This window comes from Paenibacillus marinisediminis, from assembly GCF_054343325.1.
In genome coordinates this window covers 108,422-131,540 of the sequence record NZ_JBTGUH010000010.1, presented here as the reverse complement: position 1 = coordinate 131,540, position 23,119 = coordinate 108,422, and the positions used below count along the sequence as shown (strand labels likewise).

Here is a 23,119-nt window from a genome sequence, read left to right as displayed (position 1 = left end):
CGCATGTTCAAATCGTGTCATCCCGACCATCAATATGCGGGTGTAGTTCAATGGTAGAACTTTAGCCTTCCAAGCTAATAGCGTGGGTTCGATTCCCATCACCCGCTCCATAATAATAACAGTAGACGCCAATGGGCGTTTTTTTTGTTATATAGATACTGTCGATAATATCACCGGTTGCAAGCTGTAGCTTTATGCTAAGACTAGTGTTCAGTTCTCCTGTTACTTCAATCATAACTCGAATTTCAATCTCTAAGGTGAATCTTACTGTGAAACGGTGACCATTTAACGTGTTTCGGACACGATAAAAGGGATATTCCCCGTTACAGAATGGTAAGCGAGCTCCATGGGAGAGATAACGGGGGAAAACCGTCTTACGCGAGGACGGTCATGAGCTAACGAGGCTCTAAGAGCGCTCTAACAGGGATATTCCCCGTTACAGAGTGAAGAGTGAGCTCAAGGTAGGAGATAACGTGGAAAAACCGTCTAACGCGAATGACGGCTACGATCGAGGACAACCACGAGCGAGCACAGTCATAAATAAATTGACCGGAGTTCAAGCGCTGGTCGAGGATTCATTTTCTATAACCAAAATGGGCACTGTAAAGGAAAACCGCAACACTCTGATGAATCTGACACAGCAGGGAACTAGGCCAAATATATTGATGACAATTGTCAACAAAATCAATTTACATATATCCTATATAAGCGTTTACAGCAAGTAAGCTGACTGAAAACGGATGTAACTTTCAAATAAAACTAAAGATTTTCGTTTCGAATTATAGTATGATGTAAAGAAAGTCAAAAACAGTGCGAACTGCGAGTGGAGATGGGGGAGACGAATGACCGACTTAACGATAACCGCAAACAAAGCGAATTCCAACAACCTGCTGCGGCGAGACGTTCGTTTTCTAGGAAATATCCTTGGCGAAGTGCTTGTCCATCAAGGCGGTAACGAATTACTTAACATCGTTGAAAAGATTCGCGAGCTAAGCAAATCATTGCGTGTTGTACATTTACCGGAGTTATACGAGGAGTTTAAACAGCTAGTTAATACGTTAAATCCTGAAATTCGTCACCAGGTGATTCGGGCATTTGCGATTTATTTTCAACTAGTCAATATTGCAGAACAGAATCATCGCATTCGACGCAAACGTGATTATGAGCGTTCTGCTGGAGAAACGGTGCAGCCTGGCTCGATCGAAAGTGTCATTCTTGAATTTCAGGAGCGCCAAGTGGATGTAGTGGAGATCCAGGACATCCTAGAAACGATATCTCTGGAGCTCGTGATGACGGCCCATCCAACCGAAGCTATGCGCCGTGCGATTCTCGATATTAATAAGCGTATTTCTGCAGACGTAATGGAGCTCGATAACCCAACGCTAACATACCGTGAGCGTGAGCAGCTTCGAGCGAAGCTTCTAAACGAAATTATCACGCTCTGGCAGACCGATGAACTTCGCGACCGTAAGCCTACGGTACTGGACGAAGTACGCAACGGTCTTTATTACATTCACGAGACTCTATTCGATGTACTGCCAGACGTCTATCACGAACTGGAGCGTTGTCTGGACAAGTATTACCCAACTCGGACATGGCATGCGCCAACTTATTTGAAGTTTGGCTCCTGGATCGGTGGAGACCGCGACGGCAACCCGTCAGTTACGTCATCCGTAACATGGGAAACACTGCAGATGCACCGTCAATTGGCTATTCGCAAATACGAAGAGCGCTGCAAGCAATTGTTCCGCTCGTTGACATTCAGTACGACGATTGTTCAGATCAGCGATGAGCTCAAGCAATCAATTGAGCAAGATAAACAGCTGATTGATCTGAAGAACATGCCGGAATGGCTTAACCACAGAGAACCATACCGTATCAAACTTACTTATATGGTCGAGAAGCTGCGCAATATTCTGGATGAATCCACAGAAGGAACTACGCAACGATACAACTCGGCAAATGAATTCATAGAGGATCTGAAGATCATCGATCGCAGCCTGCGTCATCACTTTGCTGACTATGCGGCTGATACGCATGTGAAGAAGCTAATCCGTCAAGCTGAACTGTTCGGCTTCCATATGTCGACGCTCGATATTCGTCAGCACAGTCAAGAGCATGAGAATGCGATGACGGAAATCTTGGCTAAGATGAATATTGTTCAGAACTACGGTTCGTTATCCGAAGCAGAGAAGATCGAGCTGATGGAGCGATTGCTCAACGATCCACGTCCGCTAACGTCGCCGTATATTCAATACACGGAATCAACAGAGGAATGTCTAAACGTTTATCGTACCGTATTCAAGGCACAGAAGGAATTCGGCACGAACTGCATTACAAGCTACCTGATCAGTATGACGAACGGGGCTAGCGACATTCTGGAAGTTATGCTGCTTGCGAAGGAAGTTGGTCTCTTCTATAAACAGCAAGATGGAACAGTATGCTGTACGCTGCAAGCTGTACCGCTGTTTGAAACGATTGATGACCTGCATGAAGCGCCAGCCATCATGAAGCTGTTGTTTGAGATGCCGATCTACCGTCAAGCTGTAGAGTCCATGAATAACCTGCAAGAGATCATGCTCGGTTATTCGGACAGCAATAAAGACGGCGGTGTGGTAACAGCGAACTGGGAACTTCGCGTAGCACTGAAGGATCTGACTGCAGCAGCACAAGAGTATGATGTGAAGCTAAAGTTCTTCCATGGCCGCGGAGGTGCCCTCGGTCGCGGAGGTATGCCGCTTAACCGCAGTATCATGGCGCAACCGCCTAGCACAATTGGCGGAGGCATCAAGATCACGGAGCAGGGTGAAGTATTGTCCTCCCGTTATGCGATGCAGGGCATTGCCTATCGCAGCCTAGAGCAGGCTACGTCTGCGCTGCTGCAAGCCGCTATGCTCGCCCGCACGCCGCAAAGCGATCCTAAGGAAGCAGAGTGGGAGCAAACGATTAAGGGCATCTCAGAGACTGCTCTTGAGAAGTATCAAGACCTTATCTTCCGTGACCCTGGCTTCTTGACGTTCTTTAAGGAATCAACACCGCTTCCGGAGATCGGTGAATTGAATATCGGTTCTAGACCTTCGAAGCGTAAAAATAGCGACAAGTTTGAGGATCTGCGTGCGATTCCATGGGTATTTGCATGGACGCAAAGTCGATACCTGCTGCCTGCATGGTACGCGGCTGGTACGGCGCTGCAGAAGTTCTACGATAACAAACCTGAGAAGCTGGCAGAGCTTCGCGAGATGTACGCACAGTTCTCCTTCTTCCAATCGTTGATTGACAATCTGCAGATGGCGCTTGCCAAGGCTGATCTGAACATTGCGAAGGAATATGCAGCGATGATTAAGGATACTGAAATTCGTGAGCGTATATTTGGTTGCATTGAGGAAGAATATGCTTTAACATCTAAATTACTGCTGGAAATTACGGGACAGAAAGAAATTCTCGATAATGTTCCAGTCATTCTAGAATCGATAAAACTTCGCAACCCGTATGTCGATCCACTTAGCTATCTGCAAGTGCAGCTGCTGAGTGAACTTCGCGCGCTGCGTGAGCAGGGACAGGATGATCCTGAACTCTTACGCGAAGTGCTCTTGACGATTAACGGAATTGCTTCTGGAGTTAGAAATACGGGCTGATGCCCGCTTAAGCTGAATATAGTGGGTTGCCCGAACACGGCGTATCGAGCGGCTGTTTCGCTTGATGGGGTCGAGTCCTGCTGAGGCAGGGCTCGACTTTTCCTGTGTTATGAAATAGAGGAATTGATTCTTATAGGTGTTCAAAGGTTTAGGATGAAATCTTCCGGCGATATGCTTGCCTTTGCGCAAGGCTACACGGCGCCTCAAGTAACGATAAGTCAGATAGGGTGGAGCGCGGAAAGCTAATGACTTGCTGCGCGCTTAAGCCCACATACGAAGCGCATATCCTTCACAAGTGAAGGAAGGTGCATGCTGCTAGCCGCCTTGATTAACCATATTCCAACGTTACCCTCGATTATAAAGTTACGTTGGAGTAGAAGCAGCCTGACCCCCATCATATGCGCGGGTTCATAATGTGATAACGGTCATCTTACATGGGTTGCTTCTTGAACAGGTCATTATGCTCCAATGGCTCGGAGTCCTGCTCATCATGGCCGGTATTGTCATTGCAGAGCAAACAGCAAACAGATTCGGCACCATTGAGCAAAGAGGACGGAGGGAGACTGTTGGATACACTTGAAAAGCGATTGGCAATGCTTGCGCAGAACGGTGATACGCGGGCATTTGCCGAGATCGTTGAACTGTACAAAGACAAAATCTTTCACCTCGCTTATCGTATGCTAAGCAACCGTCATGAAGCGGAGGACGTGGTACAAGATACGTTTCTGCGGGTATATCGGAATCTACACCGCTATGATTCCAATCAGAAGTTCTCAACCTGGATATATCGCATTGCGACTAATCTGTGCATCGACCGACTACGCAAACGCAAACCAAGCTACTCGCTTGACGCGGAAATGAACGATCAAGAAGGCGTCGACGGCTACGCTATGATCCCAAGCGATGATCGAACGCCAGAATCCTATCTGCTCGTCAGTGAGACGCAGCGGATGATCCATGAAGCGATTGAGACTCTGCCTGCTAAGTATAAGTCGGTCATGGTGCTGCGATATTTGCAGGACATGTCCTTGCAGGAGATAAGCGATGTATTAGATATGCCGGTTACTACGATCAAAACTCGTGTTCACCGGGGACGTGAATTTTTACGCAAGAAGCTTGAACATAAGCTTTGAAAAAAATAGCAGTATAAAACTATGAAACGATTTCGCTTGGATGACGTATCGTATAACAACAGCAGATAATTGCCACACTTGTTTCTATACTAGACGAGAGTGGAACTGCTGTATATGCATGTGAAGACCCCATGAAAGGACTGGCTCAGATGGATTGCAAACAAGCCGTCTCATTGATGCATGATTTACTGGATGACGATCTGGAGCGATCATGCGCATTAGAACTAAAAGAGCATATGCTTGCATGCCCGGCTTGCCGTGAGCAATTCCGTCAGTTAGAATCGACGGAGCGTCTGTTGTACGGATTCAATCATCGTTTGCAGCCGCCGGCAGATGATCTAACGGATCGTATCATGGCAGTCATACCGAAGCCGAAGAAGCAAAGCCCGTTATTCTTATGGGCAAAGAGACATCCTGCTATTACGGTTGCGGCCGTATTTGTACTTGTCATGATGTCCAGCGCGCTCAGCATGTGGAATTCCGACCAGCAGATGCTTGTGAAGGGCTCACAACTCGACGGAATAATCCTAGAGAACAACAAGGTTATCGTTCCGAGCGGCAAAGTGGTTAAAGGAGATTTAACTATACACAACGGCGAAGCTGAGGTATACGGAGAAGTAGAGGGTAACCTGACTGTGGTTGATGGCAACCTGTATCAAGCTTCAACAGCACATATTACTGGATCCGTCCAACAGATCGATGAAGCCCTTGATTGGCTATGGTACCAGATATCAAGCCTGTTCACGCGTACGGCATCCATACCGTAAGTCTTTATAGCTGCTTTTGTTATCGTTGTATAGGTTGATAACAGCTCTTCTGCGTTATGGCAGAAGAGTTTTTTATTTTATGGAAAAGGAATTTTGCGTCGAATTGCCGAAAAGGTTATAGTTATATAAGACAGAAGGATGATCTTATTTGGACATGCCGGGGGTACCTTCATGAATTATTTCGCAGATATGACGTGGCAAGATATGATCAAGGATATTCTTGATATCTTGATCGTCAGCTACTTTATTTATAAATTATTAGTTCTGATCCGAGGCACGAGAGCCGTTCAATTGTTGAAGGGTATATTAGTTCTCGTCGCGACATGGGCATTGAGCACGTGGTTTGGATTGTATACCTTAGAATGGTTGATGAACCAGGTGTTCACCTTCGGGGTGATCGCATTGGTCATCATTTTTCAGCCTGAGCTTAGAAGGGCATTAGAACAGCTCGGACGAGGTAAAATATTTGGTGGAAGATCGAGCAATGAGAAGGATGAGACCGGTCGTGTAATCGGCGAGTTGATTAAAGCGGTCAATCACATGTCTCGTCGCAAAATAGGCGCGTTAATCGTGTTCGAACGCAGTACGGGGCTGAATGAGTACATCGAATCCGGGATTGCGATGCATTCTCACATCAGTTCTGAGCTTCTGATCAATATCTTTATTCCGAATACACCGCTGCATGACGGCGCAGTTATCGTGAGGGGAGATTCGATCGCGGCAGCGGCGTGTTATTTGCCATTGTCCGAGAATCCATTCATAAGCAAAGAGCTGGGTACACGTCATCGTGCCGGTATAGGCATCAGTGAGGTAGGAGATGCAGTCTCGATCATCGTGTCGGAGGAAACAGGACAAGTATCATTGGCCTTAAATGGACAAGTTGTACGGGATATTAAAGAAGAATCTCTCATCTCCAAGCTGTTTGAAGAACTTAAGCCGAAGGCCAAGAAGGAGCTATGGCAGTTCTGGAAGCGGAAAGGTGAGCACAATGGATAAGTGGCTATTAAATAACACATCGACTAAAATAATCGCTTTGGTGCTGGGTGTGCTGTTGTTTATTGTCGTACATAAAGAGGATGCCAGTACAGTAGCTACCCAGCCCACTATGGTGACCAAATGGATTAATTCTGTAGCTGTGCAGACGGTCGGATTAGATCCAGAAACCATGCACATTCGTTCAATGTCATCGGAAACGATCAGGATTCAAGTAAGAGGGAAGAAGGCTACGCTTGAAACGACCCAACCCGCTGATTATAAGGTGGTGCTGGACCTTACGGGATATGGAGAAGGCAGGCATGTCATCCCGCTGAAATTTGAGGTTCCAGATAATATTGAAATGATTCAGATGTCACCTTCTATGGTTACGGTTGAATTGGAGAGTGTGCAGACGCAGCAGTTCGAAGTGCAGGCTAAGACGGAAGGTACTCCGGAAGTGGGATATACCGCGGGAACACCGATCATAAGGCCTACTAATCGCGTACATGTCACGCTGCCTACGACTCGTATGAATGAAGTGAAGTCCGTGAGCGCTGTAGTCAAGATAGATAAAGCTAATACATCTGTTATACAGAAGCAGGCCAAGCTCACGGCATATGACGCTGCAGGCAGAGAGATGAAGGATGCTGTCATAACACCTTCTGTTGTGGAAGTCGAGATTCCGATTACGAAGCCGTTCAAGAGCGTACCTCTTCAGATCAATCAGAGAGGCTCCTTGCCGGCGGGCTTATCTGTTGCTTCCATTGAGCCATCGGTGAATACGGTGACCTTATACGGTGCGACGAAAGAGCTGGAGAAGATCGATATCTATGACAGTGTTCAAGTCAATACTTCTGATTTCACAGCAGCGGGTGAGTATACCGTTAATGTGAAGTTGACGCCGCCTCCAAACATTGAGAAAATAGAACCAAGCGAAATCGCAGTCAAGGTAACGATCGCTGCGGATGTGCAGAGGGTTATCAAAGACGTACCGATTACGCTGACAGGTGAAAGCGATCGTCTCATAACGTCAATTACGGAACCGGCTTCCCGTAAATACGACGTGACTGTTATAGGAGCACCGAATGTGGTTGAGAACTTGACGGCGAAGGATGTTCAGCTTATTGCCAACGTGAATGATCTGCCTCCTGGGACGCATCAAGTCGCTCTGCAGGTCAATCTGCCTAGGTTCGTTAAACTCGTGGATCCTGCGGGCTATCAGGTGGTCATCTTCATTCAGGAGAAGGAGCAGCCAGCTGTGACGCCACCAGAGCCAAATCCGGATCCAGGGTCAGAAACCACACCTCCAGAAGATTCTTCGACCAATGTGGATCACGGAGGAGAAGCACCTAAAGAGAACGAACATGAGGTGACTTCTAAGGGCTAATGAAATTATACTGAAATGACATTCGATAAAAGGGGAATCACGATAGATATGGGGAAATATTTTGGGACTGACGGTGTTCGCGGTGTTGCAAACCGTGAATTGACTGCTGAATTAGCATATAAGATTGGCCGCTGCGGCGGCTATGTATTGACGAAGGAAGTCGCTAAGCCGAAAGTGCTTATCGGTATGGATACACGTGTATCCGGCAAGATGCTGGAGGCTTCGCTGACAGCAGGACTATTGTCCATTGGCGCCGATGTCATCCTGCTCGGTGTCTTGTCGACACCGGCAGTAGCTTACCTGACTCGTACGTTGGGAGCAGATGCAGGTGTTATGATATCTGCTTCACACAATCCGGTTGAAGATAACGGCATTAAATTTTTCGGACGCGACGGCTTTAAGCTGCTTGATGAGACTGAGCTTGAGATTGAAGCGTTGATGGATGAAGCAGTGGATGAGCTGCCTCGTCCGATTGGTGAAGATCTAGGTACAGTGAAGTCTGATTTCGATGCAAAATGGAAGTACACTGAGTATCTGAAATCGACGGTTAAGCATTCATTTGAAGGAATGCGTATCGTGCTGGATTGCGCGAATGGCGCTGCATACGAATTAGCACCTCGACTGTTCCGCGATCTAGGCGCTGAAGTGGTTACAATAGCTGCGGAGCCTACAGGCTTGAACATCAACGATCATTGCGGCTCCACGCATCCAGAAGCGTTGAAGGCGGAAGTGGTGCGTCAGAAGGCTGACCTTGGCCTTGCATTTGATGGCGATGCTGATCGTCTGATTGCCGTTGATGGCAATGGTGAGGAAGTCGATGGGGACCATCTGATGCTTATTTGCGGCGATGCTATGAAGCGGGAAGGCACGCTCAAGTCCGATACGATCGTATCGACTGTGATGAGCAATATTGGCTTCTATAAGGCTGCTGAAAAGCTTGGCCTGCAATCGGCTAAGACGGCTGTAGGCGACCGCTACGTGATGGAAGAGATGCGCCGCGGCGATTACAATTTGGGCGGAGAGCAGTCTGGACATATCATATTCCTCGATCACAGCACGACGGGTGACGGCATCTTATCGGGTATCCAACTGGTTAATACGTTGAAAGGCAGCAATAAGACGCTGGCTGAAGCGAAGACTATGATGCGCCAATACCCGCAGATTCTCGTGAATGTTCGAGTTGTGGATAAGAGCAAATACGCTGGCAATGTCGCTATAGAAGAGGCAGTGGCGGCAGTTGAGAAGGAACTGGGCGATAACGGTCGTGTTCTCGTTCGTCCATCGGGTACTGAATCGCTGATTCGTGTGATGGCGGAAGGACCGGAAGTTGAAATCGTGGAAGCGTACGTGAAGCAGATCGCTGATGTGGTCGAGAGAGAATTGCAATAGATGGTAAATAATTGTAATTGAACATGTTGTATAGCAGCCGCCAATCCTTAGGAATGGCGGTTGTTTGCCTGTTAGAGCAGGCTAGGGGAGGCAAGATACTCCAACCAATTATTGGGGAGCGAAGCTAGAGGTTGCTAACAGAGCACTCCTTGCATATAATAGAGTGTACTCGGGCCTAGAGTTGAGGAGATGGACGAACAGCCGATTCGTGCCATTCCATGTTAGAAGCCGGCGACAAGGGGTACTGAGGCGATTACAGAAGAGAAAGGCAGGGCAGTTATTTTAACGTAAGATGAAGCGCCAGCGCTTGCACACTGCGGACGGCAATCAGTGTCAAGTGGACGAGGTGGAGGTGTTCGAAATGTTCGGCGGGGACCTCCCGGTGTGTCACCGGCACCGTAACGATGTAGCGGAAAACAACGAGGCAACTTGTTGGACAACGCGCATGGAACAGGGTGAAGCTTCAGACTGACCTTATCCGGGAAGCGGATAAGAAGTCGAAGCGATTGTATTATACCGAGGGCTCGTTTGTTGAGGATGAACGGACGAGGTCTATCGTTTTGTGTAATCATTTTATGAAATGATATGAAAATGTAATGTAACATTCGTGACTATATAAATTCAATGAAGAGCTGTCTTGCCTGACACGCCGCACCGAATGAGGAGACTCGATAGGAGTCCAGGGTCATAAGTTGGCGTATAAGTCGCTTGCGATATGTTGGCAGGATGGGTGTATATTCTCCTGTGTAAGATTGTGCAATTTCATAATCCGAACGTATCACATGCATTACGTCATGCTTGTGTGCTCATATGGGCTTCCAGTGCGGTGCTGTCTCAGGGACAGCCATATCGGAGGGAAACTCATATGTGTGGTATTGTCGGTTATATCGGAACTCGTAATTCGCAGGATGTATTGTTGGATGGTCTTAGCAAGCTGGAGTATCGTGGTTATGATTCAGCAGGAATCGCGGTATTTACTTCAGAGGGGCTGCAGGTTCGTAAGGCGCAAGGGCGTCTTGCTGTGCTTGCTGACCGTTTGGAAGGCCAACCGTTGGAAGGCAGCGTCGGCATCGGGCATACCCGTTGGGCGACACATGGCAAGCCATCGGATGCTAACTCTCATCCGCATACAGACACTACGAAGAAATTCTCTGTTGTTCATAACGGCATTATTGAGAACTATATGGATCTGAAGGAAGAGTTGATCGCTGAAGGGATCCAATTTGTTTCGGAAACAGATACAGAGGTTATTTCCCACTTAATCGCCCGTGAGTATGACGGTGACATTGTGAAGGCGGTACAGCGTGCGATTACACATATTAGAGGCGCATTTGCGCTGGGTGTGTTGACGGAGCACGAGCCAGATCGTCTGGTTGCTGTGCGCTGCGCAAGTCCGCTTGTTATCGGGATTGGGGAAGGCGAGAATTTTATTGGTTCGGATATTCCGGCGATTTTGCAATATACACGACGCGTGTATATCTTGAATGACAATGAGATGGCAGTTCTCACGAAGGATGCTGTCGAATTGATGACGATTGAAGGCAATCATATTTCTCGGGAAATGATTGTTGTCGATTGGGATGCTCAGACAGCGGAAAAGGGCGGATACGACCATTTTATGCTGAAGGAAATTCATGAGCAGCCGAAGGCTTACCGCGACACGATGCGTGGACGGATTCTAGAGAATCGTGACGGCGTTAAGTTGATGGAGCTGAAGTCGCTGACAGGTGAGCGATTGGCTCAAATTCGCAATGTGCACATCGTAGCTTGCGGTACTGCTTATCATGCGGGACTCGTTGCAGCTACACTGATTGAGCGTGCTGTAGGCGTGCCAGTGGTGACGGATGTCGCTTCGGAGTACCGTTACCGCAAGCCAATCATTACACCGGATACACTCGTTATCGTAGTGAGCCAATCCGGTGAAACAGCGGATACGCTGGCAGCGCTGCGTGAAGCGAAAAATCATGGCGCGCCAGTGCTGGCCGTGACGAATGTCGTCGGCAGCTCGGTATCGCGTGAAGCGGATGCGACGATCGTGACGCTGGCGGGGCCGGAGATTGCAGTGGCCTCGACGAAGGCGTATACGTCGCAGTTGATTGCATTTATGCTATTCAGCCTCTATTGGGCGCAGGAAACAGGTCGCATGGCGGAAGCTGACATTCGCCGTGAGCTGGCGGCGATTGAAGCATTGCCGGAGCAAGTGGAGCAATTGCTTGCGCAGGCGGATCATATGAAGCGTGATGCAGAGAGCATGGCGCATCATGAGCACATGTTCTTCCTCGGCCGCGGCGTAGACTACGCAGTAGCGTTGGAAGGCTCCTTGAAGCTGAAGGAGATCTCCTACATCCATTCGGAGGCTTATCCAGCGGGCGAGCTGAAGCATGGAACGCTAGCGTTGATCACAGACGGCGTACCGGTAGTTGCGCTCGTTACACAGCCTGAGCTGGTCGAGAAGATGGTGAGCAACATCAAGGAAGTGAAGGCGCGCGGTGGTGTCGTGTACGCGTTCACGAACGAAGAATTCGCTCCGCTGCTCTCGAAGGCGGTGGATGATCTATTCGTCATCCCAACGACGCTGCCTCACTTGAGCCCAGCACTGACGGTAGTACCGCTTCAGTTGCTTGCATACTACGCGTCCTTAGCGCTTGGCCACGACGTGGATAAGCCGCGTAACTTGGCTAAGAGCGTGACGGTGGAGTAAGAGAAAGGCAAGAGTCGTTATTGTTTGTAGACCGCAATTAAAGTCTGCTACTGAGCAAATAAAGTTTACTGTCAAGCCGAGCGAAATTCAGATATTTTTTCTGATTTTCGCTCGGCTTTTTTTTTGATCTTTTCCATAGACAATTTTTACTCAGGCTATTCCTCGATTCTTTTCCGATTATCTTCTTTGCCTCTACAATCCCCAAGAATGCCGCTCTACACCTGCATTCTCAGCGTCATATTTCTGGCTGTAAGTTTGTCTCAAATGCTTCCTCGGCTTTTTTCTCGATTATTTCCCCGATCGATCTCTTCCTAAACCCAGCACTTTCCCTATGATCTTCCCTGCACTTCAGCTCAAACTTATTTTGCTCCGATTCACCTCGATTCTTTGTGGTTTCTCGTGTCTATTTACGGCTTTCATATCAAGCTCTTATTTATTTAACGTGATCAAGGATAGAAATTGAAAAGTGACAGGAAGCCTTGTGGGAGTGAGGCGGATCGGGATTGGTGGGGGAGCGTGGTGAGTGGTAGATTTAGTTGCATGGGGACAATTTCTCAAGCAACATTAAGTGAATTAGAGCAGGGCAGGTATAATTCATCATTGGAGACCATTCTATCCATACATATTTTTTTTAATACTAACTTACAGTGGTTGCTTGTTGGAGATACCCTGATTGAGGATAGTGAAGAGCAAGCATTATTTAATGTATCGCTTGATGACACAGAAATAAAGTTAGTAGATTTGTATAGGAGTTTAATAGATCATGACAAAGAAGAAATCTCTCATTTCATGAGGTTAAAAATTGATCGTTACTGTTAATGCCAATTCATAATATCCAGAAGTTGATGGCGTAAGCTGATGATGGTCGCCAATCTTTCCAGACATGGATAAAGAGAAAGGGAGAATCATGATAACTATCCTTGAATGATGTGCTTGATTATGTGAACATTGATGATCCGATGTTTATTCTGCACGCTGTAGATAAGCGCGTGTGTACAAGCTATGTTGATCATCCTCGCCGAACCGCTCGAAAAGTGATAAACTCCATCGATTGCCCCGTCTGAGAATATATTGCGATCAACACAGGCACCTCACCCTTCGATTCGATACCTCTCGGTACGGCAAGATTGTCTGCTTACTATGTCCAGTGCAATAGTTGGGCGACCGATAATTATCTCAACTAGTTTCCCTCTTATGGTCCCTACTAAATCTCTTGGATTTCTAGCAGGATTGATGTCGTATTTCGTAGAATTAATTAACATAGGACTAAGCAAATTAATAATCTGTTCTATGACATCATATTGTCCATGTAACACATTAAAATAAAGTCATATACATTTGTCTATAGCACTGAAAAGACAATTATGAAAAAAACTGGTGAAGAGCATCGGCTATTCCTACGAGGAGAAGGTGTACAAGTGTTTCACTGTGTATACCCGGTCAACTGGGACGAGCCTCCAGGCATAATTCGTATAGTGGTCGTAGCCATGAAGATGGTGCTCATTCGGGAGAAGATCAAGGGCGAGCAGTTGCGGTTTCTGACAAATGCGATCATTGAACAGGTAAAAGAGAAATATAGAGATTGGCCAATTGAGGCGTAGTAAGGGAAGCCGTAGGTTCTAAGCCTGCGGCTTTTCTGTAAAAGTGACGACCGGGAAGTGCGGATCAGCATTTTATTTAATATTTTCATATACCTACCGTGGGAGACCATAAGAAGGGGACTCATTTGGTAGAGGTTACGGTGGTTCAATAAACAATAAAAAAATATTAAAATATGCCGAATGGCGGTGAAATTACTTGAATATTTTTGAACGAATACCCGATAACTTTTTTTCAATTCTTTCTACGAAATTGAAGCACCTCCACACAGACTTATTGTTTTTAATTTATCAACAATATAAAAGTAGTATTTACGTCATTGAACGCGATGTAATAATAGATTATTTTGTCGAATACCTTGAAACACATCCAGTAACAACCCTTGAAGGTGACGAGGAAACTGATTCGAGTGCCACTATGCCCAAAGAAACTCGGCTCCTAGCTTTTCATTTCTTGAACAAGTTTATCGAGCATGGTTGGATTGAGCTCGAACAACAATCTGACTGGTCCTATAAGGTAATTATCCCCGATTATGCGATTCGAATTTTGGATACTTTTGAAAAAATTGCTCTAGGGTATCAAATGGAGTTTCGTGGACAAGTTCTTTCCGTTTTCCAAAACTTAACTGGTTCGGAGGGATATAGGTATATTGCAATTCAACAAGCCTTCGAAATGACAGATGCATTGTTAAATGGACTTCGTGAATTGAATCACAACATAAAGCGTTATATGGAGGATATGTTAGCATCTACAAGCATTAACGAGCTGCTCCACCATTTATTTGTTGTATATAAAGAACGTATTCTGGATACACATTTCTATCGTCTTAAGACATCTGAGCATATATCGAAATATCGGACGCAAATAGTCCGCCGCGCAGAAGATATGCTGTACAATCGAATGGTTATTGAAGAGCAGGCTCTATTAATGGTGAAAGACCGGATGGCAAAATCGACCCAAGAGGCAGTCCAAACCATTGATAATTGGTTAGAATCTATCTCAGCATCTTTTCGAAACGTAACTGAGCTCGAAAACGAAATTGATTCACGTAATCAGAAATACGTAAGGGCAGCTGAACGAAGGGTGTCCCTTCTTTATAATAACTCTGGAAATTTAGCAGCCCAAATTAGTTCGATTCTAAGGTTCCTAAGCAGTTTAATCAAGAATGGGAAGGGCAAGGAAAGTCTGTCGGCGGAGTTCTCACAATTTATACAACTATTCCAACAGGAAATGATAGACATTAAAAGTCCATCTGTCGTGAGAAGCGTAAATCCTAAAATAGCTCAAACTCCGCTTGATGTTATCGAAATTGATGAAGAAAAGAAACGGAAAAAGTTAAAAGAATTAAGAGAACGTACCAAAGAAGTTAAAGCAGTAGAACAAATGAATGAATTTATTAAAACACTGCTTAGGAGTAGGCGCGATATCCATATGTCTGATTTTCCGATAGAGAACTCAGAAGATTGGCTTAATGCTATATACACAGTTATAAGAAGCACTTCTAAAAACTCCATATATCAAATTCAAATGGAAAATAGCCCGGAGAAACTGGTTAACGTATCCGTAGGTAAGTTACCAAATATGAAGGTTAAGCTGAAAGAAGGACGCTAATATGGAATGGATGAATAAGTATGAGAATCTAACTGAAAAAGAAAAAGAGGATTTCGCACTGACGATAAACCGATTGTTAGCACAAACATACTTAGTTTACCACAACGATGACGACACACGATTATATAGATTTGCCGAAAAATATCATGAATTAATAAAGGAGTATTTGACGTTAGGTGGTTGGAAAGTGGCGATATATCGCGACTACCGAATAGTCTCAGTTACAAGCACTCTAGAAAAAAATAGATTGCATTTAACAATTGAGGAGACACTATTCCTTTACATTTTGCGGCTCCTATACGATGAGAAGTTGCAGGAACTATCACTAGCTCCCCAAATTACCGTAACTATTCAAGAATTGCAGGATAAATATGTAGCGCTTCAAGTTTCAAAACGTTTGCCAACAAAAGACTCGATGAAGAAAGTTCTTCGAATTTTTGAAAACCATTCCATCACTAAACTGGTTCAAGGCAGCTATGATAGCCCGGAAAGTACTTTAGTAATTTACCCGACAATTACAATTGTTACTAATATTCAGGCAATAGAAGAATTTTGCGCAAAACTACTAGAGAGGTCGAAGGATAAAGGGGATGTAGATATTGAGGAAACTGATGAAAGCGAAGTTGATTAACTTTCATTACTTTACAAACGAGACAATAGAATTCGATGGTTTACCGACCGTGATTACTGGAGATACCGGTGCAGGTAAATCAACGATAATTGATGCCCTTCAAATTATCTTTTTGGGGGACCTACGGAAGATTAAGTTTAATTCATCAGCTCATGAACATAAAACGGAGCGTTCATTGTTGTCTTACCTTAAGGGGAAAGTAGGAACCGTTGAGAAGGATTTCTTGAGAAATACTGATTTTACTTCTTATATAGTAATTGAAATTGCTCATCAGACAAATAAGGGAGACATCCCATACTTAGTTGGAGCGGTTTTTGATTATCAACATAGCACGCAGACTGAGACGCATTCTTTCTTTAGCATACCGAAGGTTCCGCTGGCTGATGAGCTATTTATAAACGGACGTACTCCAAAGACCAAAGAAGAATTCTTCCGAGACTTAAAGAAAAATAACATATCTCATAAACCGTTTCATAATGACTTGGAAGGGTATAAAAGCGATTTAAAAACGATTCTTGGCAACATCAAGGAATCATTTTTTACGTTATTACCCAAAGGAATAGCTTTCTCGCCAATTACAAATCTTCGAAGCTTTGTGTATGAGTATATTTTAGACGAGGAACCCGTTGATGTTTCTAGAATGCGCGATTTTATGGAGCGTATGGAGGAGCTTAACAGGCTGATCATTCGAGCAGATAATGAGATTACCTGGCTAAGTAAGATAAATAAACTTTATGAAAATTTTGAAGAAATATTAAAAGGGATTGAATTAAATTACTATTTAATCAAGAAGCATGATGTCGAAGCTGCAAATGAACAAATCAAGAGACTTAATTCAGATATTAGTTTGGATATTGAACATCAGAATGAATGCTTGCGTAAAATTGAGGTGTTAAAAAATAGTTATTTGAGGCTTGATGAAGAAATCGGTGAGTTATATAAAGAGGTAGGGGCGCATAAATCCACAATTAAGGCTGATAACCTTCGCTCACAGATCGAATTGCTTACTTCGAACATTACAGAACTCGAAAGCTTGTTGGTGGAGTTGAAAAACGGTACAAAAATAGAAGTCAGGGAATTGAGTAAGTTAGAGCATTTACTATATCATTCCAATGCGCCAATAGAACTTACTCATTCTATATTAGAAGTAAAACATGCTCTGGAGGAATTTATAGAGAGTAATGCTTTTCCAAAAAATAATACGGTCTTGGCAACAAAGTGGAGTGACGCGTTTCAATGGTTGAACCAACATCTTTACAACATGGAAAACGAACAGAACAATGGGAATCTAGCTCTTGGCGAGTTGGATAGAACCATAAATCAACTCGAGAATAAGAATATATTATCAGAACAATCACCTTCAATGAAATTAAAACGTCTTCTTGAGGAGCATTTAGTTCCAAGCAAGAGCGAGCAAGTAAGGGTAGACATTTTTTGTGAAGTAATTGATGTTGTGAATGATGAATGGAAGAATGCGATTGAAGGATATTTACACACCCAAAAGTTCGATATTTTGGTGCCGCCAGGTTATTTCGAACAAGCTCTTGAGATTTACGAGAGAATGAAATTTAGTCATAAAATCGAGAGAGTAGGTCTTGTGAATACAGATAAGTTGGTATTAAAAAAACCGGCAGCTCAGCCTGGCAGCCTAGCAGAAGAAGTAACTTCTAGCATTTCATATGCACTAGATTATGCCAATCAGCTTATGGGTTCGATAATGAAAGTTAAAGATGTTTCCGATCTCAAGAATCATCCAAGAAGTATTACATCTACTTGTATGACTTACTCAAATTTTACCGCTAGGCAAATACCCAAGGAAAGGTACGAGGTTCCTTACATCGGTAAAGACGCTATCGAAGCTCAACTAAAAATTAAGAAGTTGGAGAGAAAAGCTTTAGTGGAGCACGGCGAAGCGCTCGCAAATAAAATTAAAAATTTTATTATTTTGCGCGGTTTTAGTTCCAACAAGCATGATAAATTTGCTCAAATGAAAAGTGAAGCAAGTAAAGTCCAAAATCTAGAATCATTACTCATTCAGGTTAACGAATTGAATCAAAAACTGATGGCTATTGATATGTCGGAAGTAGAGCTGTTAAACGAGAAAATTAATCATAAAAAGGGTGAAGCTCAATCTATTAACGATGAGTCGTCAGCGAAATCAGCTGAACAAGCAATAATTAATAAGAGGATACAAGATAATCGAACCACATTAATTGATTGGCAGAACAATTTGGCGGCGGCGACTCAATCCCTTTATGAGTTTGAAAAGAGTGAAGATGTATATAAGTTGAGTGATTTAGAAGCGGCTTGGAGTGAGGAATTACGTAAACATCCAATCAACCAAATTAAGAAAAACGCCCTTAGTAAAGTTGAGTTATTAAAAGGTGATAAGGGGAAACTCTGGGGAGATATAATTTTAGAACGAAACAATTACAACCATGAATTTGATATAGGATATGATGCTAAAGAAGAAAGTAATGATAAATATAAAAGTCGTAAATCTTATCTAGAAAATGAAAAGATAATCGATTATAAAGATAGAGCAGTTGAAGCCAAAGAATTGGCTCAACAATCATTTAAAGAAGATTTCATTTCTAAACTCAAGGAGCAAATTGAGCGTGCTGAGGAGGATTTCAATGCTTTGAACCGCTCGTTAAAAGACATGAAGTTTGGAACTGACCAGTATCGCTTTACAATTGGGGCGCGAAATGATAATGAAATGATGCAGTATTATAAGATGTTAAAGGACCCTAACCTTATTGGAGCATCAATTTTTAGCTACTCTTTTCAGGAAGAATATAAGGATTTAATAGACAATTTGTTTGACACCATTATTCGTTCAAGAGAGTTGCACGATTATCATGAGCTCTTAGATTACAGAAGTTATCTAGATTTCGAACTAAGTGTAAAGGATAGCCAAGGAAACACCATTGAATACTCTAAAGTTGCCTTGGAAAAATCCGGTGGGGAAACGCAAGTACCCTTTTACGTTGCTATTTTGGCATCCTTCTATTACACGTATCAGTTATTTAGAAAGACGGACACCTTCCGCCTAGTAATTCTCGATGAAGCATTTAATCGTATGGATGCAGAAAGAGTAGCAGAGGCGATTAAATTCATTAAGAGCTGCGGGTTTCAGCCAATTATCGTTACCCCAACTGGAAGTGTTCATATGTATTCAATGCATATGGAAAATACTTTTGTAGTATTAAAAGATAATTACCATAGTTTTGTTGCACCATTCAGTTTCAATACGGAGGAGCAAGATGCTTACAGAACAACAGAAACAACTACTCTATAAGTTAATAGACAAGTTTGAGAATCGAAGTGGTTATGGCACAAATGAAAAACCGAAACAACGTGTAAAGATCGGGATCAATGAAAGAGAATTCCCTAATTATTTTCACGTAAGTGAGAGTAATTATAGAAAGGAATTTAATTTAGACTGTATTGAGCTCGAAAAAGCTGGTTACTTGATTTGTGATTGGGAGAAATACAGTAGAGGTGAGGAACTAAAAAGACTTACATTGAATGAAGAAGCGGTTCCGAACATTATGGCTGTCTTGGGGAGAAAATCAAAATCAGAACAGTACAGTCAGATGGAGCAGATCTGTTTAATATTAATGAAAGATGCGCCGCGTGAACTTCACACTTTTTATGATGAAATGCTACAAAATATAAGAAGTTTAAATTCATTACCTTCAATCTTTTCTCTAAAATCTGAAGACGAGACAAGAAGGGCATTGTATGGTTTAAATCAGCTTTTTCTAAATGATAAAGAGATTACAAAGCGCAAATGGAGTATTTATTTGTATAACGACTCGAAGGAATTTGAGACTTATGAAAAAAGGATTATAAATGTAATCAAGAAGTACGTTTCTCCGGACAAAGAGGACTTGGACGAAAAGGGTATTCTTGAATCCTACGGAGTTTCGGCAAAACCGTTAATGGTTAAGATATTTGGAAAATGGGTGGTTCAAACCGATTACGGGAAAATTGACTTCGCGGCGGATAGATTTGGCATAGGGATTCATCCCGAGAATTTAAGCTTTCGTTGTACGGAATTGTTGAATGTTAAGGCGATAGTTACAATCGAAAATGAAACTTCTTATTATGACTATGTTGAGTATTGCCACAATAACCAATTGAACCACCTTGTTGTCTATCTGGGTGGGTTTCATAACAGCGCTAGGCGAACACTGTTACTATCAATAAGTGATTATGTAAAGACTCATGAAGTGGAAGTTAATTTCTTTCATTGGGGAGATATTGATTTAGGCGGAATGTATATATATAAAAGATTGTGTGAGGATACAGGTATTTTTTTTACTCCAATTTATATGGACCCAAACACATACTTGAAGTTTGTTGAACATGGTAGCCCTATTACAGAGCCGTATATGCAAAAAATAAGCGTATTGTTAGGAAAAAGTGAATTCGCTATGTTTCATGATGTGATTGCCTTACTTCTTAACTATAAGCGGAAAATAGAGCAAGAAATCGTGGATATTAATATATAAGATTTTAACTTAGGCATCCTGATCTAACGGATGCCTTTTTATCATGGCTCGTTTTGAGTCGAGAGTTACCCCGAATACGGACGCAAATTGTGCTGTGCAACACAGTAAAAGGACAGGGAAATATCGACAACTGTCGAAATAATACAAAAATTGATTTCTAAATAAACGTTTTTGCGAACTGAGGAGGGAAAATTCAGCTGATGGTAGTCACCACCAGCTTATTATGGTTACTTACAGATACCGGGACTACTAATGTAAACGATCTTTGTTTTTCGGTAGTGTCATTCACCTCTCACATAGAAGCCCGGTGAAAAAAGCGCGGAGACAAGGGTTTGGAGCCGGAGAAGCGGCAGCGATCGCCTTCGCTAGCGGACTTCTACCACAAATCAGGGTGTAAATAGTAGAAATCTGGAGCGACAGTTACACTTTTTCGTCAGAAAACGTGCTACGAAAGCATTAACTCGAAGGCCAAAATGTTTGCGGAGCATTTGACTTTTTCACTGGACTTCTAGATACCGCAAAATCTAAACATCCTTTATATTCCACATCCGACTTTACGACATCATACTTTCAAAAACTGAGCTCATGATAGGATAGGACTTCTGATTTTTCAACACAATGGGCCCCCTAATGCATATTTCATGACTAATTATGGGTCTTTTGGCAGGGGAGGCTGTTTCTTTGTCGAAATAGTATAGCGTTGGTTAATGTCACGGAAAAGAGGCTTACTAATGGAAATGACAATGACATTTGGTAAATATAAAGGTAAGACAATTGAAGAAGTGTACCGAAAGAACCCTAGTTATTTTTCTTGGATGAGAGAGAATGGCATGACAAATAAGCCTGAGTATCAGGAGTTTATGGGGATGATTCCTTATGAACAACCCGAGAGATTCGAATGGGAGGTTGATATCCGAAGTGGGTATCAGTGCTGGAAATGTAAGAACATGATGAACATATTTCTGATGTTTAATCCTGAGATCGAGAATGAGCTAAGAAATGGGTATCCAATAATTAGCGATCTCGCTTACAGTAAACCAAATTCGTTAATCCCTTTTGCAAAAGAATACGGAGTTCATCTTGAGGAACGTTACAGCAAGGTAACTGAGTCAATGTATGTCATGCATATCTGTCCTCATTGTAAAATGCATCAAGGGGATAATTATGTTGTTGAAGATAATGAACAGAAAACTGATCTCGTAAGAAGGATACAGATTGTTTTTGATCATGGTGTTTGGAAAGAAAAATCATAAAATACTTTTTGTGTATGGGGATATACCAATGAATGAGTCAATTAAATTATTTCTTGATAAAGAAAGCATTATCGTCTGTGACACAAATGTTTATTTGAATTTATATGAGTACTCTCCTGAAGCGGCTGATTTTTTTGTTACACTTTTAGAATCGTCCAAAGATAGAATTATACTTCCGAATACTGTTCATAGAGAATTTAAGAAAAATCAGAAAAAATCTCATGGAAGACAAAAAAAGAAATTCGAAATTGCTTTTAAAAATTTCAAGGACCTGGTGAACTCTTTTTCAGATAAATCAGTAAAGCAGTTCGAAATTTTGGCGAGTTTTCTGTTTCCAGACGTGCAAAAGTTAAAAGAGACATTTCAAGAAAAAGTAGATGAGGTTCATACTGCAATCCAAACGTACGAAGAAGAGCACGACATAATAACCTATATTAATAATGAGTTCTTGACTAAAGATAAACCAAGCTTGTTTATTGAAGAATTAATAAAAAATAGAAAGTTACTTGAAAGCTATACTGTCGATGAATTATATACAATATGTGAAGACGGAGAAATAAGGTATAAAAAAATGCTTCCTCCAGGTTTTGAGGACGGAAAAGGCAAGACCGGTATTCAGATGTTCAATGATTTAATAATATGGAAGGAAATAATGAGATATAGTTCTAGAACTAAACAAAATATACTATTTGTTACCGACGATATAAAGAAGGATTGGTGGTCGATTCAAGGTGTTCATCGTATAGGGCTGCATCCTTTTCTAATAGAAGAATTTGAAGTATCTACCAAATGTGAAGTATTGGGTGTTACCTCCATTGAACTATTTTCTTACCTAGCGTGGGAAAAGCAATTAGAAATTCCTGCAGCTATTGAATGGGTCTTGCACAACAGTTTTGATAGTTATATAAGTGGCATTATAAATGCAGGATTAGCTTATGACATTATTGGTGAATTTCCAAAAGTTTTTACATATGAAGAAAGCGGATATGATGGATCGGAACTAGATTTTGATGAGGATTATGATCATATTGAATTAATATCGGGTGAATTTGAAGGCTACAATGATGAACTGGCTTATTACAAGCTACGTTTTAGCTTCTCAATAAAAGCATATTCGCAAGAATATGTCGGACGAGATGAGGATACAAAAGAAGTTATTTTATCCCCGCTTATAACACATGTCTTTAAGGGGGTTGTTGAAGTAATAGTTACTAAAGAAATCGATAACTATATTGATAAGTTAATACATGATTATTCTTACTCAAAGGTAGAAATAACAGATCTAGAAATAGTCGAAGATGAAAGCTATACACATAATGAGCTCTGTGATGAATGTGGGCATAACCTGGGTCAATATCCAAGCCGTAATGGGGGATATGTTTGCGAAAAGTGTGCTACTACAAACAAAGATGGAGAGATATGTCCTTATTGTGGTGAGAAAGTTCCATTTGAACTTATGGCGGGAAATGGCTTTTGCATGCAATGCACAATTAAGCATGGACTATGAGAAAAGATTAG

At 42.7% G+C, this 23,119-nt stretch carries 15 protein-coding genes and 1 tRNA gene; all 16 read left to right on the top strand.

All coding sequences use genetic code 11. The features are described from left to right. Positions 1 to 36 precede the first annotated feature (36 nt). The 16 genes from ACXX53_RS19210 to ACXX53_RS19135 all read left to right on the top strand — a co-directional run bounded on the left by ACXX53_RS19210 (position 37) and on the right by ACXX53_RS19135 (position 23,108). A tRNA-Gly gene (locus ACXX53_RS19210) sits at positions 37 to 110 on the top strand. 732 nt (positions 111 to 842) lie between these two features. After that, positions 843 to 3,635, top strand: coding sequence for a phosphoenolpyruvate carboxylase (gene ppc, locus ACXX53_RS19205; RefSeq protein WP_458570301.1), 2,793 nt, complete (start codon positions 843 to 845; stop codon positions 3,633 to 3,635). Between the two features lie 566 nt (positions 3,636 to 4,201). Next, complete coding sequence (gene sigW / locus ACXX53_RS19200; protein ID WP_458570300.1) at positions 4,202 to 4,768, top strand: RNA polymerase sigma factor SigW; 567 nt, start codon at positions 4,202 to 4,204, stop codon at positions 4,766 to 4,768. A 131-nt stretch (positions 4,769 to 4,899) separates the two neighbouring features. Continuing rightward, positions 4,900 to 5,535: an anti-sigma factor gene (locus ACXX53_RS19195; RefSeq protein ID WP_458570299.1), complete on the top strand. Its 636-nt coding sequence runs from the start codon at positions 4,900 to 4,902 to the stop codon at positions 5,533 to 5,535. Between the two features lie 171 nt (positions 5,536 to 5,706). Further along, positions 5,707 to 6,531 carry a diadenylate cyclase CdaA gene (gene cdaA / locus ACXX53_RS19190; protein WP_458570298.1) on the top strand — a complete coding sequence of 275 codons (825 nt, stop codon included), beginning with the start codon at positions 5,707 to 5,709 and terminating at the stop codon, positions 6,529 to 6,531. After that, complete coding sequence (locus ACXX53_RS19185) at positions 6,524 to 7,897, top strand: CdaR family protein (protein WP_458570297.1); 1,374 nt, start codon at positions 6,524 to 6,526, stop codon at positions 7,895 to 7,897. The genes cdaA and ACXX53_RS19185 overlap by 8 nt, the downstream gene beginning before the upstream one ends. A 48-nt stretch (positions 7,898 to 7,945) precedes the next feature. Further along, on the top strand, positions 7,946 to 9,286 hold the full coding sequence (gene glmM / locus ACXX53_RS19180) for a phosphoglucosamine mutase (protein WP_458570304.1): 1,341 nt from the start codon (positions 7,946 to 7,948) through the stop codon (positions 9,284 to 9,286). Between the two features lie 865 nt (positions 9,287 to 10,151). Beyond that, positions 10,152 to 11,987, top strand: a complete 1,836-nt coding sequence (gene glmS / locus ACXX53_RS19175; protein ID WP_458570296.1) for a glutamine--fructose-6-phosphate transaminase (isomerizing) — start codon at positions 10,152 to 10,154, stop codon at positions 11,985 to 11,987. A gap of 519 nt (positions 11,988 to 12,506) precedes the next feature. Further along, positions 12,507 to 12,806 (top strand): XRE family transcriptional regulator, encoded by a 300-nt coding sequence (locus tag ACXX53_RS19170; RefSeq protein ID WP_458570295.1) that lies wholly within the window; start codon positions 12,507 to 12,509, stop codon positions 12,804 to 12,806. 545 nt (positions 12,807 to 13,351) lie between these two features. Continuing rightward, on the top strand, positions 13,352 to 13,588 hold the full coding sequence (locus tag ACXX53_RS19165; RefSeq protein WP_458570294.1) for a hypothetical protein: 237 nt from the start codon (positions 13,352 to 13,354) through the stop codon (positions 13,586 to 13,588). 196 nt (positions 13,589 to 13,784) lie between these two features. After that, positions 13,785 to 15,197: a Wadjet anti-phage system protein JetA family protein gene (locus ACXX53_RS19160; RefSeq protein ID WP_458570293.1), complete on the top strand. Its 1,413-nt coding sequence runs from the start codon at positions 13,785 to 13,787 to the stop codon at positions 15,195 to 15,197. Between the two features lies 1 nt (position 15,198). After that, entirely contained in the window at positions 15,199 to 15,828 is a 630-nt protein-coding gene (locus ACXX53_RS19155; protein ID WP_458570292.1) for a DUF4194 domain-containing protein, read from the top strand. Continuing rightward, positions 15,809 to 19,129, top strand: a complete 3,321-nt coding sequence (locus tag ACXX53_RS19150; protein ID WP_458570291.1) for an ATP-binding protein — start codon at positions 15,809 to 15,811, stop codon at positions 19,127 to 19,129. Before ACXX53_RS19155 ends, ACXX53_RS19150 begins: the two co-directional genes overlap by 20 nt. Then, a complete protein-coding gene (locus ACXX53_RS19145) occupies positions 19,095 to 20,348 on the top strand; it encodes a Wadjet anti-phage system protein JetD domain-containing protein (RefSeq protein WP_458570290.1) in 1,254 nt (417 codons plus the stop codon). The genes ACXX53_RS19150 and ACXX53_RS19145 overlap by 35 nt, the downstream gene beginning before the upstream one ends. Before the next feature lie 731 nt (positions 20,349 to 21,079). Beyond that, positions 21,080 to 21,601: an exodeoxyribonuclease X C-terminal domain-containing protein gene (locus tag ACXX53_RS19140; protein ID WP_458570289.1), complete on the top strand. Its 522-nt coding sequence runs from the start codon at positions 21,080 to 21,082 to the stop codon at positions 21,599 to 21,601. A 28-nt stretch (positions 21,602 to 21,629) separates the two neighbouring features. Next, positions 21,630 to 23,108, top strand: coding sequence for a PIN-like domain-containing protein (locus ACXX53_RS19135; RefSeq protein WP_458570288.1), 1,479 nt, complete (start codon positions 21,630 to 21,632; stop codon positions 23,106 to 23,108). Positions 23,109 to 23,119: the final 11 nt, after the last annotated feature.